General features: G+C 41.2%; 10 protein-coding genes and 2 pseudogenes. 2 read left to right on the forward strand and 10 right to left on the reverse strand.

The window, feature by feature from the left end; all coding sequences use genetic code 11:
- Positions 1-227 precede the first annotated feature (227 nt).
- A pseudogene (locus IG80_RS12645) lies at positions 228-717 on the forward strand (IS256 family transposase); the annotation flags it as partial.
- A 68-nt stretch (positions 718-785) separates the two neighbouring features.
- On the opposite strand, the gene IG80_RS12650 reads toward IG80_RS12645, so the two are convergent.
- The 3 genes from IG80_RS12650 to IG80_RS0109850 are packed head-to-tail and all read right to left on the reverse strand — an operon-like array spanning position 786 to position 4,915.
- Positions 786-2,120: a tetratricopeptide repeat protein gene (locus tag IG80_RS12650; protein WP_320408884.1), complete on the reverse strand. Its 1,335-nt coding sequence runs from the start codon at positions 2,118-2,120 to the stop codon at positions 786-788.
- Positions 2,121-2,140: 20 nt separating this feature from the next.
- Complete coding sequence (locus IG80_RS13460; RefSeq protein WP_052046329.1) at positions 2,141-3,556, reverse strand: trypsin-like serine protease; 1,416 nt, start codon at positions 3,554-3,556, stop codon at positions 2,141-2,143.
- Positions 3,557-3,616: 60 nt separating this feature from the next.
- Entirely contained in the window at positions 3,617-4,915 is a 1,299-nt protein-coding gene (locus tag IG80_RS0109850; protein ID WP_032113849.1) for a patatin-like phospholipase family protein, read from the reverse strand.
- A gap of 250 nt (positions 4,916-5,165) precedes the next feature.
- Here IG80_RS0109850 and IG80_RS16900 point away from each other — a divergent pair, with 250 nt between their 5' ends.
- Positions 5,166-5,255: a transposase gene (locus IG80_RS16900; RefSeq protein WP_075553225.1), complete on the forward strand. Its 90-nt coding sequence runs from the start codon at positions 5,166-5,168 to the stop codon at positions 5,253-5,255.
- Here the strand turns inward: IG80_RS16900 and IG80_RS0109855 are convergent.
- The 7 genes and pseudogenes from IG80_RS0109855 to IG80_RS0109885 form a co-directional block, all read right to left on the reverse strand.
- Entirely contained in the window at positions 5,252-5,767 is a 516-nt protein-coding gene (locus tag IG80_RS0109855) for a DDE-type integrase/transposase/recombinase (protein WP_198027353.1), read from the reverse strand. The genes IG80_RS16900 and IG80_RS0109855 overlap by 4 nt on opposite strands.
- A gap of 115 nt (positions 5,768-5,882) precedes the next feature.
- Positions 5,883-6,914: pseudogene (locus IG80_RS12655) on the reverse strand (reverse transcriptase domain-containing protein).
- 461 nt (positions 6,915-7,375) lie between these two features.
- The gene (locus IG80_RS0109865; protein WP_032113850.1) at positions 7,376-7,579 is read right to left on the reverse strand and encodes a hypothetical protein; all 204 of its coding nucleotides are present in this window, start codon (positions 7,577-7,579) and stop codon (positions 7,376-7,378) included.
- A gap of 409 nt (positions 7,580-7,988) precedes the next feature.
- Positions 7,989-9,914, reverse strand: a complete 1,926-nt coding sequence (locus tag IG80_RS13465; RefSeq protein ID WP_052046331.1) for a tetratricopeptide repeat protein — start codon at positions 9,912-9,914, stop codon at positions 7,989-7,991.
- Positions 9,911-10,144: a hypothetical protein gene (locus tag IG80_RS0109875; protein WP_032113851.1), complete on the reverse strand. Its 234-nt coding sequence runs from the start codon at positions 10,142-10,144 to the stop codon at positions 9,911-9,913. The genes IG80_RS13465 and IG80_RS0109875 overlap by 4 nt, the downstream gene beginning before the upstream one ends.
- A 246-nt stretch (positions 10,145-10,390) precedes the next feature.
- Positions 10,391-12,148, reverse strand: a complete 1,758-nt coding sequence (locus IG80_RS0109880) for a hypothetical protein (protein ID WP_032113852.1) — start codon at positions 12,146-12,148, stop codon at positions 10,391-10,393.
- Positions 12,149-12,794: 646 nt separating this feature from the next.
- Positions 12,795-13,514, reverse strand: a complete 720-nt coding sequence (locus IG80_RS0109885) for a leucine-rich repeat domain-containing protein (RefSeq protein WP_198027354.1) — start codon at positions 13,512-13,514, stop codon at positions 12,795-12,797.
- Between the last annotated feature and the right edge of the window lie 112 nt (positions 13,515-13,626).

Genomic DNA, 13,626 nt, shown 5'->3' on the forward strand with positions numbered 1-13,626 from the left:
ATGGGATTAGCGTTAATCTATCGCTTTCCTAAAGGTGCTCAAGTGCCTACTGCACTCCCAGGTCTTTTGCACGAAAAAATAATATATACGAAATCGCCAAATCTGATAGATCAGCACATCCTCAAAAACCGAGTTTAAATATTCCCTATTCTCTAAACAAGTTGGCGGGGCCTTATAACTCCTTAAAGCAAGAAAACTTAAATTCAAGCTACAACTTTATTTAGTTTTCAGAATCAGAAGGCGCCCATTTCTGGCTAGGCGTGTTGAACGAGCTTAAGCAACGTGGCGTAAGACATCTTGATTGCTTGTGTGGATGGACTTACGGGATTTCCTCAAGCGATTCAAGGGGCTTTTCCTCATACCCAGGTGCAGTTGCACGTGGTGCATCAAATTCGTCATTCTCTTAGATATGTAGCCAGTAAAAACCAAAAAGAATTTGTGGGCGATTTAAAACTTATCTATCAAGCACCAAACAAAGACATTGCTGAAAAACACGTGGACGAGCTTGAAAAAAAGTGGGGATCTAAATACCCTATGGTTATTAAGTCTTGGCAAGATAATTGGGAACAGTTGAGCCACTATTTCTGTTATTCAGAGCCCATACGCCGCCTGATTTATATGACGAATGCAATCGAAGGTTTTCATCGTGGATTGCGCAAATTTACGAAAACAAAAGGTACTTTTACGAGTGAAAATGCTCTGTTCAAGCTGGTGTACTGTGTGCGTGCCAGAAGATTGCTAAAAAATGGTCCATACCCTGATCGGTCCATATATTGTAAGTTCGGCTAATGCAACAAGGGCTTATCAATTCCTTTGGCTTTCTCATTTTCTGCAAGTTTAGCTTGAGCTCCCGGATATCCGTGCTGAGCAGCTTTTTCATACCAAATCCTTGCTTTTGTTTCACTTTTTTGGAGTCCACCGCTGCCAATTTCATACATTTCTGCAAGCTTAAATTGAGCACCGGGATGTCCTTGCCAAGCGGCTTTTTCATACCAAAGCCTTGCTTCTGTCTCATTTTTTTGAAGTTCGCTGCTGCCAGTCTCATACATCGTTGCAAGCTTAAACTGAGCAAGAGGATGTCCTTGTTGAGCGGCCTGTATGTATAACTTTAATGCTTCTGTTTCACTTTTTGGGAGCCCCCCTTTGCCGGTTCTATACATCATTGCAAGTTTATCTCCCGCAACTGGATGTCCTTGCTGGCCGAGTTTTTCGTACAACTTCACCGCTTTTTCCAGCTTTCCCATGCTTTCATACAATTCTGCAAGATTAAACTGTGCCTCTGGATAAGCTTGCTGTGCAGACTTTTTAAACCATTTTTTAGCCTCTTGCTTATTTTTTTGAAGTCCACCAATACCAGTCTTATATATCATGGCAAGGTTATTCTGAGCTATGGCATCTCCTTGCAAAGCAGCCTTCTCGAACCATTTTTTAGCCTCTCGCTCGTTTTTTTGAAGGCCCTCTCGGCCATTTAGATACATAAGACCAAGCACACCTTGAGCCTGAACGTGACCACCTTTGGCGGCTGCTCTACACCACCTTATCGCTTTTTCTTCATTCCTATTAACGCCTCGCCCCTCTGAATATAAGCCTCCAAGAATATACTGGGCAGGGAGACATCTTTGCAAAGCAGCCTTTTTGCACCACTTCGCTGCTTCTGTTTCACTTTTTGGGAGCCCACCTCTTCCCATACCATACATTTCTGCAAGCTTAAACTGAGCAATCGCGTGATCTTGTTGAGCCGCCACTTGGCACCACTTTACCGCTTCTGCTTCATCTTCACGAGCAACACTTGCACGTCCCTCTGCATGCATTATTCCTAAAAGAGCAAGAGCGTCGCTATTGTTTTGTTGAGCAGCCTTCTTAGCCCATCTCACAGCCTCTATATCATTTCGCAGGCCTTCGTCTTTGCTTGAATAAAGCCTCGCTAATTTGAAAGACGCTTCTATATGCCCTCTTTCAGCAGCTTCCTTGTACTGTTTTTCTGCTTTCTTCATATTCTTATCGCTACCACGCCCTTCTTCGTAGCACCCTCCCAGGTCATAAAAAGCCTCACTCTCTCCTTGCCTTGCAGCTGCTTGGAGCCAGGAAAAGCCAATTTTTTCATTTTTCTCAACCCCTATACCATTGAGATAACAGAGCCCTAAATAACGCTTGGCTTCAGCATTCTTTTTTTTGTACCTTGTTCATAAAGGTCAAATGCCTTCTTAGGATTCTTCTCGACTCCCCGCCCCTCTTCATAGCATCTACCCAGAGCACAAAGCGCTCCGGCATGTTTTTTAGCAGCCTCTGCAAACAATAAGAATGCTTTTTCTGGATTGCTCTTTACGTCCTTTCCATCCCCCAGATAATACAAGCGACCAAGTTGATATTGAGCATGGGGTTCTCCTTTTTTAGCTCTTTTTTTATAGCTTTCATAAAGCTGCAAGGGTTGAGAAAGGGGCCATGGTAAAAGCTGATACTCTTTTAACCACTCTAAAAGACATTGAAATTTGGAATAAGACAACCTCACCCCTAAATTTTCTTCGGCTCTTTGGGACCCTTTATCAGTATGAACTCCTACCGTATAGTAGCCTTCATAATCTTTTTCTTCCCATTTGCTCCATACCGCACTTCCACTCTGCCCTTCGTGAGTATCAATATCATAAGCGAGTTGCTGAGAATCTACTCGCTTGAGCTCATCTTCCATTGTCCACATTTGAGTAGATTTAAAGTCTCCCTCCCCTTTATCACCAGGATAGCCTGTAACAGAAATTTTATGAGATTTAAGGACATTATCAGCCGCACATGCAATCCCAGACCACCCTGTGAAATAACCAATAGGATCATCCAGAATAACCATTCCGAAGTCATAATGCTGCTTATCGTTCTTTTGTTTCCACCCTTGTGTACAGAGAAGCAGAGTTCCCTTAGCATCCCCAAAAGGATAACGGTTTCCATCACGTCCTGGAGTAAAAATAACTTCTTTTGCCCAGCGGCCACGCTTCCTATCATAAAGATTATGAGCCGCTGTCAGGACATGATTGGGGCCTATAAGGACACCTGAACCTGTAAAGTATATTTCTCCTCCAAAGGTCATGAGAAGATGCCCATGCATACTATAAGGCCACTCATGGGTATTAAAGATGCGCTCTCGCCGATCTTGGGAGGTTAAGCCCATCTGCTCTGTAGGCCCTACTACTGAAGTAACTTCACATCGTCCTTTCTCACATTTCACAGCTGGAATACTTATGGGTTCAGCTCTCTTGTAGACAAAGACTGCAGCTTGATTATAGTCCTTAGGAGGTTCATAGGAAGAGGTTAACCATATTTGCCGTTGAAGATCTTCGCGAAATTCAAAGTTTCCTTTTTTATAACGGATAGTATCTATGAAGGGATCTTTAGAACGTAAATCCTGTACAACTGGAACAAGTAAAGTCTCCATTTCTCCACTAAGGCTTGCCGCCTGTAGTTTTCTTTCTGCAAGGATAATTAAGGAGAACAAAAAGAGTAGACATAAAGATGTTGATTTAATAAAGCACAATTGTTGAAAATGTACCTTTGTCTTGCTTTGTACCATAATATCCTCCTATAGGGAGAAAATAGTTATTTAATATACAGTCAGCGTATGACTTAGACTTTAATAATAAGAAGATGAATTTCTTTCCAATTTATCTTTTATAATCTCTTTATTTCTCTCGACAAATGCCTTAATAATTTCTCTATTCTCTTGTCTGTTAGCACAAGACTCAAGTGTTTCAAGTACACTTTGATTAACCTTATTCAAAGCAATGGGGTTTTCCAGTGTAGGATTAATCCTAAAATAATTATCCCCAAACAATTGAGTCATCATTGTATGGTTCCCAATACTATGGCTGGTCATTAATGCATCAACAAAGGATTTTGCATGAACCATGCCCGCACTATCAGGTATGGCTTTTGTAGGGGATTCTCCTGTACCTAAAGAGAGTATTGATATACTTTGAGGATTAAATGAACCCCCTTGATATTCTTTTACTAAAGAAGCAGCAATAAGCGTAGAAGGATTATTAATCCACATGCCCCCGTCCACCAAGGAAAAATCTTGAAGTTCGCCATGGAGCGAAGGTTTATAAGCTTCAAAAAAAGTAGGGGCGGCCGAAGTGCTTCTAGCCACTTCCCAGATTTTATAGTCCCCATATTCCTCTCCATTTGTAAAGGTCCAAGGCTTACCTTTCGTCGTACATGCTGTTACTAACACATTGGTTTTAGCTTCTTTAAGGGACATTTCCTTAAAATTAGCCTGCAAAAGATGTTCCAAACTGCTTGCATTATACCAGTGTCTTACAAGGCCAAAAAAGTCCATATACTGCACGCTATATGTAATTTTTTTATGTTTAGGAAAAATATTATGTCCTTCTTCCTTAAAAAAACTTATTAAGTTAGCAGTGGGCAAATTAGCGGCAACTCCTAAAGCTAAAATCCCCCCAATTGAGGTGCCCCCTACGTAATCAAATACGTTATAAAGGGGAGTTTTTATATCTACTTTCTCTAACTCTTCTTCAAGCATTTTTAACCATTTCGCAGGCATCAATCCACGAATGCCTCCCCCATCGATAGAAAGTCCTATTTTTGGTACTACATCGTGATCGGATTTTTCATGCCCCTCAGAAATAAAGTCTAAACCTCTATCTTTAATAAAGTTTTTCGCTTCTCTTTCTGACGGCATAAGAGACAATTCTATGCGGAGAGGTTCTTCTTTTGGCTGCGAGAGATTGTCATCAAAAATTTCTTTTACTTCTTGCTTTTGCTGTGAGAGAGGACACGGTATAGGGAGAGTAACAATATTTAGCTGATTTTCTTGCAAGGGCGGAGGCTGAAGAGGTTCTGCGGCAAAGATAGAGAAGTTTAAAAATGATATAATTGTGACCAATGATAAAGTGCTTTTGATGGACTTCATAGGAAACTCCTCCTTTTAATATTGAGACATTCTTAAGCAAGTATTGAAGGGCCAATATGAGCAGTAAATTTTTAAGGGATTAAACTATTATTTTATTAAAGACAGGAATAAATATATTTACCCCTATAATGTACAGACTGATTTAAAAGCCTAAAATTTAACAGGAAAATAAACAACTGGGTTTCTCAAAAATATAGATCACTTTTTTTGATGATATCCCATCTTGATCAACAGTCAACAGCGCTAGGCAATGTTGCTGCCCAAAGATTTTCCGCCATGGAAGACAGTCTATGACTACTTTCGAACGTGGAGTCGAGCTGGTGTAGTTCCCCCAGTTTAGCAAGCAAGTTTTAAAGGAGTCCCCTGCTGCCTGTTTTCGGTTAAAAATCTCTGTTCAAAAGTATTTGGTGGTGTATAGCCGAGCGTTGAATGCAAATAAGCTGTATTGTAATGTTCGATCCATTGGTTTAGCTCATCAATGAAAGCTATTGGGCTAGTCCACTCTTTCAGCCAAACAAACTCTTCCTTGAGTGTATGCATAAACCTTTCTGTATCCGTGTTTCCTTGCTGGCATCCATTATCAGACATCAGTTGCACACTATGTCCATGCGTTCCATTAGTAAATTGGCGGTTGACGGCCTTGTTGAGAGCAATCAACCAATGCCAGGATTTGGATTGTAAACCGTCATAATGGCCAAGGACTTTCTTGGTATACCAATCAATAATGATAACCACATAAATCCAGCCAAAACCTTCAATCATCACTTTTGTCATATCAATTCCCCACCACTGGTTGGGACGGATTGGTTTTGGCTTTTTAGTGTCTGCACGGCGGACTGCCTTAAGTTTCATATTCTTTTTTACTTGCAGGTCATGTTGCTTCATCAGTCGCCGAGTAAGCCGGTGGAACCGCCCCACCAGCTTCTCTCAGATCCGTACGTGAACCTCTCGATTCATACGGCTCGTATTAGGCAAACGCTCCTATCACTCCTTGCTTCCAGTGTTCAAACAGCTCTGGCTTTGCCTTCTTTATGGTTTGCATAAAACTAGCAGCTCTTGTTTTGTGGCCTCTCAATTTTTCCTACTTTTGCATGGCCCAGGCAAGCAGAGTTAAATCAAAGTGCCGCATAACCTGTCGGAGTCCCGATCTGTTGTAGACACCATAGTAATTTATCCATCCTCTTAAGATTGGATTATACCATTTGGCTATTTCCTCAAGACTAAGATCCGATCTGTAGCGTACTCCTGATTGCCGGACCATTTTCCGCATTGACTTGGCTGCGGTTTTACTAACCGCAGGACTAAAGCTCATAAATACGCAATTTATTTGGTGATTCTTTGATTGTCTCGGACAAAAATCGTATCCCAAAAAGGTAAACTTTGTATTCTGATAGAGCTTTCGTCGTTTTCCATCTTTGCAGTAAATAATCTTTGTTTTCTCTGGATGTAGGTCTAGTCCACAATCTGCAAAACGTTGCTTAAGGGCAGTCAGTAGTGCTTGAGCCTCATGCTCTGTTTTGCAGTGAACCAACCCATCATCGGCATACCGGCACCAAGGTATGTCCTTGTCGTATTTTCCCATCCACACATCGAACACATAATGGAGAAACAAATTACTTAAAACGGGACTGACCACTCCACCCTGCGGCGTGCCTTTATGGTGCTCAATGAGCGTTCCATCAGGCATTTGCATGAGAGCTTTCAGCCACCGTTCTATGTAAAGAGTTACCCATGAATTGTCCGTGTGTTTTCTAATCGCTTTCATCAGGAGATCATGCTCCTCTGTCTTTTTCGGTATAGAAACCGCCTTTACAGGCGGCGGAAAATACGTACCAGATGACATCCGATTCCAGATCTTATAAAGATTATTCTTCAAGTCCTTCTCAAAGTCACACAGAGACTGTTGGTCTACACCAGCCGACCCCGCATTTTCTTTGACCAATTGATAGGCCCTCATCACTAGTTGCTTTGGAATGATGAAGGGCTTTGTCTTACTCAAAATGTCCTCCTCTTTCGAGTTGTAAATTGATTCGACGGCCTAATGCAACTCCTTCGCTCCATGACCATTACAGTCACTTCGTCACTACTACAAGTTGCTCCGTCCCAGTGCTTTGCATTGGTACTCTCACCCTTGTGAATTTTGTCACTTGGATTTCTCCCTTAGCATCAAAACGACTGGTTCCCGCAGTTCCTCACAAAAGCCTCAATCAAACTCACGCCACCTGCACGCCGGATACCATCTACCCAGTCATCAGGCTCCTGGTAGACTTGTCTGAGAGTGTCAAACAGGCCCTCATTTTAATATCAGTCTTACATCTAACGACGCTTCATCAGTGGTTCGTTTTCACTCGTCTTTTTGATCATTACCTTTTCTCAACGCTCACGACCACCACTCTTAATGGCAGCCGCTTGAGAGGGTTTGAAGCCTGCTCCTGAAAGCCGACTTCGACGGGCCTTCCGTCATCTTTTGTAAAGCTTATAGAACTTCAGATCATATCGGTCTCTTTCTGTTCTTGTCTGCGGCGCAAGCTCGACTCGATGTTTGCTGATCTTTAGCCCATTCACATAATTATCCATTGGCGTCGCTGCATTTTCGTCTTCCTTTTGCTTAAAACAACAAAAAGACTCCTTTATTTCAACTCTTTTCCAAACTGGGTGCAGCATACGTAGCTGTCCTGCTCAGTCTTTGAGCCACACGTTCTCAAACAGTTTTCCCAGCAAAATCCCGATAAGATAAAATCCTTGTTTTTAGAGGCTCTAAAAACGACAATACCTGGTATGGTCCTTATTATTAATGTTTTTATGAACACTGATAAATTAACTTATTTGTGAGTTAATCTAAATGCTCATGCCATACCATCAGCGCCAAACGACGCATCTTACGTTCTTACTGCCGTGTTGCTTGATGTGAATTCTCAATTCTATTATTCAGTCTTTTATGCTGACGATGCCTGCGGATTAGCCGCCAAGTAGTTTTTTAATGTAGCAACTTCCTCTTCGTTACTATTTTTTATTTGCTTCTCTTCTATAAACTAGCAAGCAGTTATACCGGAAAGCTAATATATATAATAGTTCATCCATTCCATATCCTTGTAATAAAGAGGTGATTACGATAAGCTTCAGATTCTTTAATTATACCAAGAATCATCGAATTAATTTCTTTACAAAGCTCCCTCTGATCTTGCAAGGTATTACGGTGCTCCTTTAGTTTTTTTATGATTTCTTGTAAAGCGAGTCTTTTTTTTGATTCCTCATTAGCTGCATAGTATGGCTCTAAAAATGCTTTCAAAAAATTATATTGGCTTTCTTTTGCATATTTTAATCCTAACAAAATACATTTTATTTCTTTACTAATATTGCCCTGGTCTGGGGCAATGGCCGAAACTTCCTGCAAAATGGTGATTGAACTTTCATAAACCCCATATAATTCTTCTAATTTCTTATGAAGTTTTGCTGATTTTAGAAGGTTAACCATATCAGGTGAAGTTAAGCAAAGATAGGGTGGCAAGTCCTCTCTCAGTTTAAAATATAAGTCAGCGATGCTTTTTTTGTTGGCAACCATTTCCAGAGAAGGAGTTGGTGCCGTAGGGTTCATCTTAAGGCAGCTAATCAAAAATCCAGGCTCATTAATTTGGGTCACTAACTTTATATAAACATCACTCAGATTGCCAATTTGGTGGCTCAAAGCTCTAAGAGAAGAATTCTCACCAAAACCATGGCCAAAACCACCGCCCGCAAAACCTTCTAGAAAGATATGGTGATCCTTTAAGCTTTCTAAACTTTCTTTTAGATTTTCTATATCTGTCTGTGATCCTTCTAGTGTTGGGGTGGGATTGTAGTTGGTTAAGTCACAAGTAAAAAAGGACTGAAGGGATTGTTTTGCTTGTGGGAGTTTTGGGTTTAGTTTTAGTGCTGAGGTATACATCTTCACGGCTTGTTGATAATTTTGAGTCACTCCTCTTCCGACCTGATACATTACCCCAAGGCTACCTTGAGCAAGAGCATTACCTTGCTCAACAGCCTGAGTGAACCACTTGACAGCGTGCTGATCCGCTTCTGGCCCTTGAGGTATTCCTGCACGGCCGTCTCGATACATTACCCCAAGGCTACCTTGAGCAAGAGCATTACCTTGCTCAGCACCCTGAGTGAACCACTTAACAGCGTGCTGATCCGCTTCTTCTCCTTTAGGTATTCCTGCACGGCCGCACTCATGCATTACACCAAGGCTACATTGAGCAGTAGCATAACCTTGCTCAGCAGCCTTCGTGTACCACTTAACAGCGTGCTGATCCGCTTCTTCTCCTTTAGGTATTCCTGCAAGGCCTTGCACATACATTGCCCCAAGGCTACATTGAGCAGTAGCAAGCCCTTGCTCAGCAGCCTTCGTGTACCATTTGACTGCGTGCTGATCGGCTTCTTCTCCTTTAGGTATTCCTGCAAGACCTTCTCGATACATTCCCCCAAGGCTATGTTGAGCAGAAGCATGACCTTGCTCAGCAGCCTTCGTGTACCATTTGACTGCGTGCTGATCGGCTTCTTCTCCTTTAGGTATTCCTGCGCGGCCTTGCTCATACATTGCCCCAAGATTTAATTGAGCAGTAGCAAGCCCTTGCTCAGCAGCCTTCGTGTACCATTTGACTGCGTGCTGATCGGCTTCTTCTCCTTTAGGTATTCCTGCACGGCCGTCTCGATACATTCCCCCAAGGCTACATTGAGCAGTAGCATGACCTTGCTCAGCAGCCTTCGTGTACCATTTGAAAGCTTGATGATCGGCTTCTAGCCCCTTAGGTATTCCTGCACGGCCTTGCGCATACATAAACCCAAGGTTATTTTGAGCATTAGCATTACCTTGCTCAGCAGCCTTCGTGTACCACTTAACAGCGTGATGATCGGCTTCTTCTCCTTTAGGTATTCCTGCAAGGCCTTCTCGATACATTCCCCCAAGGTTAAATTGAGCTTCAGAGTCGTCTTGCTCAGCAACCTGAGTGAACCATTTCACTCTTCAAAGTTTTCAATCCCTTTGGGCGGTAACTGTTCAAAAGAAGTCGTCTCATTATAAACTTTTTCTTTCTCACTGGTGGGATTTAATCTCATTTTCTTGTGGGGAGGAGAAAGGTCATCCTCTTTTTCCATAGCATCTGCAGAGATGGAGAAATGAAGAGGGAATAGAAAAGTGCTCAGAGATAGGAAAGGAAAAATCTTCCTCTTAATAGATAGAGAGTGACTCATTGTGGGCCCCGTAGGTAGCTTTTATAGTAGTAATTATTTTCTATATAAGAACTACTTTAAAGCCGTTCAATAAGTTATTCCAAAAAACGAAAATTTAATCGGGGACAAACAAACAATCAGTTCCATTACATTAGGCCCATTACCCCACATTAATAACGCTTTTTATATTACACTTCCATAAAGCAGTAAAGAAGAAGTTAAAAGAAGGGCAGATAGCAAGGATCCCTCACTATCTGCAAAGATAAGCTAGAAATAAAGAGCTGTTAAGCCATTGGCTTCTAGAAACTCTGGGTGAGACTCTTTCAGTCTTAGACCCCATTTATAAGCTTTGGCGTTAAAGACTTGATCAAGGCGAAAAGCTTGATCTAGTGCCTTTACTAAAAGGTTTTCATATCCTTCAGGTACTATTTTTAGTTCTCCCAGCGCCGCACCTGTATGGTCATGGGTTAGGGCATAAGACATTGCTTGGTAGGATGCAAATTTTAAAAGAGCATATCTTGCTGCCAAGTTATCTTTTTCATTATCAGCTTTGCTAAAGTGAACATATGCTCCTTGTCTACCTTGCTTATCTGACATTGTAGCTAACTTGCGTTGTAGGAACTCATTAATTGGTCTAATAGATGAGGCTACAATTACGTTATCCCAAGCAAAATTAAGCTTAAGCTGCGAGGCCCCCATTTGATAAACTTGCTTTTTGTTTGCCTCTTTAAGTTCTGCCAAATTGTTAGTCAGTAACTCACTGTTTTCAGCCAGGTTAGTGAAAGAAAACATTCTTTTCTGTGTTGTTTCAGCAAAATTTTTGTTGTACAGAGAGCTCAAGAGACCAAAGCGATCTGCAATTGAGTCTGAGGCCATGGAAATTCTGTCTTTCCAAGAATCAATGCGTTTTTTTAACAATAAGTCAGCTCTATTACCCTGGCTAACAAGGCCATCTATGGGGCTATCTTTGCTTAAGAAAAAAGCAATTTTCTCGTCAAAATTCTTTTTGATCCCAGATAATTTCGTTAGTGTGACGCTATAGGCAGTGTTGCTAATATGCTTTGCAGTTAAATTAGATGTTGTTCCGCCGACACCTACATCATAAACTTTATCTTGAACAGTTTTAGCCAAACAACGTTGATTTTCATCAGATAAATTAGAGTCGATTATTGTTCTGAGTATTTCTTTGGTTTTTTCTTTTTCTTGTTCTGTCCACTGAAGGAGCCAATTTTCTTGCAAAGGATCAACTACAGAACAAAATTCTTCTGCATCATTCTCAGAATTAGGTAATGCATCATACATATTGCGATAGCTAATGAGCTTGGTCAGGGCATATAGATCTGCTGCAAATTGGTGTTTTTGTTTTTTCGATTGTAGTGCAAAAATTTGGTCTTCGGTTGCTTTTAGCTCAGTAGTCAGCGAGTCTTTTTTTGCCTCAAGATCTTCGTGAGGCTGTTCCCCATCATTACTTGTTGATTCTGTTGAGGTGGGAGATGATTTTGATGAGTCTAATTTCGTGAGGTCAGTCTCAAGGCTTTCTTTTTTCTGAAGCAACTCTTTTAATACTGCATTAATATTTCCGATTTCTTGCATCAATAAATAATGCTCACCAATAACTGGGGGCAATTCTTTCATCATGCCAGGCTCAATTTTTGGAAGGCTAACTCCTTGGTGCGACTCAAAGAAATCACGTGCATAGGCTAATTTGTTAATTTTTTTGTTAAAATAGTCCCGAAATGCTTTTGCAGTTTTAATAGTATTTGGGTCACCCTCAAGTATGCTATCGTAAAAATATCGTTTTGTTTGCTCTAAGATCGCTGCAAATTCGTCAATTTCTTGATCAAAGAGATCAACAACTTGATATTGGGCATTGCATAATTGTTCTTCATTTTGAATTATCGCTTTGGGAAAGCCGTTGTATCCTTGGGGAATAGAGATTTCTATTTGATCTTTTTGATCGGCTGCGAAGGCAATTGAGAGTGTAGCTGCGCCTATCCCTAGAGTGAGAGCTAGTGATTTGATCATTATTGGCCTCTTTAATGTTATTATTATTTAGATCCATTTTTTTTAATATGCGCCTATCCAACAATGAAGTGCAACAGTGGCGCATATGAAGTAGAGTTGAGTCACGAAAAGCCTGGAGTCTCAAAGGTGGAAACCAAAAGGAGACAGACATGGCCAAAGGCTATACCCACGTGACTCGAGAGATAAGGTGCCAGATTTACGCTTTGAAATCAATACCATGAAGCTGAAAAACATTTTTTGCGAGATCAATCCCCAATATTTTAATGCTCATTCTGGTTCTCCTAATTTCTAGAGAGTGGATTCTCTTTTCATAGCTTATTATATTTACTATTTTTGAAAAGCGGACGGAACCATATCATTGGCTTATAATGAATTGTAAAAGTTAAGACCTGATCTGACAGTTACCCATTTTGGATCACCCTCTTTAGGGACCCGGCCATTTTCGTACCCCAAGTCACGCTAAGGCATAATTAAAAGCATAACTTATTATTTTTCTTGGGATTCACTCTTTAATTCACTCTTTATTAGTGCGTGAATCTCTAAAAATCTGCAATTCATAAACTTTTTTAACTGCCTGAGAATAATAAATATTATCTATGTTAGAGTGACTTTTGGTACGAAAATGGCCGGGACCCTTTTTAGTGCCTTATCGATAGATTTTAAGATGAGGACACTTCTCCGCCACCTTGATGAGGGCTGCATTCGTGATCTTTTCACACTCCCTCAGATCCAGTGAAGTCAGGTTCGGGCGCTTCTCCGCCACCTTGATAACGGCTTCATCCGTGATCTTTTCACACCACCGCAGATTCAGCGAGGTGAGGTTCGAGCAACTCTCAGCCACCTTGATGAGGGCTGCATCTGTGATCTCTCCACACCCCCACAGATTCAGTGAGGTCAGGTGTGGGTACTTCGTTACAAATTCTATGAGTTTCTCATCTGTGATGGAATCCTTGGGCCTTAAATGGCTTCTTGTTGAATTGACAAAATTGCCAAAATCTTGAGATACAAGTGCGGCTTGTTTGGCTGAGTTCGAATCTAACAATCGAAAAATTTGCCAATTTAATTCAGATGGAAGCCATTCAGCAGGGTTATATCCAGTAGTATGGACGGCACTTTCAGCAAAGTTAGAGCTTGGGGGATTATTAGGAAGCTCTATGGCAAGCAATGGTTGTATTTCATGATCGACCACCAAAGCCTCTACTGCTAGACTCTCAGGTAATGTATGGTCCCCTACCCTTTGCCTCGTTGGAAACGGTTGCTTTTGCTGGCCGCAATCCTCAGGGTCGGCTGCTATTTTACCCATAGGATTGGGTTTATCCATAGCCAAAGTTGGGCTCTGCCAACAAAGATTTATGGCGCTTAGCAACAATAAACCCCTAATTTTTTTATAGTTATTCCCCATAACGTAATAACTTCGTATAGCATACATTATACGAAGTTATACGAAATATCGGAAGGAGGGAGGAAGATGGTTTTCG

The sequence above is a fragment of the Candidatus Paracaedibacter symbiosus genome (genome assembly GCF_000757605.1).
Lineage (GTDB): Bacteria > Pseudomonadota > Alphaproteobacteria > Paracaedibacterales > Paracaedibacteraceae > Paracaedibacter_A > Paracaedibacter_A symbiosus.

Excerpts from the sequence above, each read along its gene's own strand:
- IG80_RS13460 (WP_052046329.1), bottom strand. The coding sequence starts at position 3,556 with ATGGTACAAAGCAAGACAAAGGTACATTTTCAACAATTGTGCTTTATT.
- IG80_RS0109850 (WP_032113849.1), bottom strand. The coding sequence starts at position 4,915 with ATGAAGTCCATCAAAAGCACTTTATCATTGGTCACAATTATATCATTT.
- IG80_RS16900 (WP_075553225.1), top strand. The coding sequence starts at position 5,166 with ATGTTGCTGCCCAAAGATTTTCCGCCATGGAAGACAGTCTATGACTAC.
- IG80_RS0109855 (WP_198027353.1), bottom strand. The coding sequence starts at position 5,767 with ATGAAACTTAAGGCAGTCCGCCGTGCAGACACTAAAAAGCCAAAACCA.
- IG80_RS0109865 (WP_032113850.1), bottom strand. The coding sequence starts at position 7,579 with ATGCTGCACCCAGTTTGGAAAAGAGTTGAAATAAAGGAGTCTTTTTGT.
- IG80_RS0109875 (WP_032113851.1), bottom strand. The coding sequence starts at position 10,144 with ATGAGTCACTCTCTATCTATTAAGAGGAAGATTTTTCCTTTCCTATCT.
- IG80_RS0109880 (WP_032113852.1), bottom strand. The coding sequence starts at position 12,148 with ATGATCAAATCACTAGCTCTCACTCTAGGGATAGGCGCAGCTACACTC.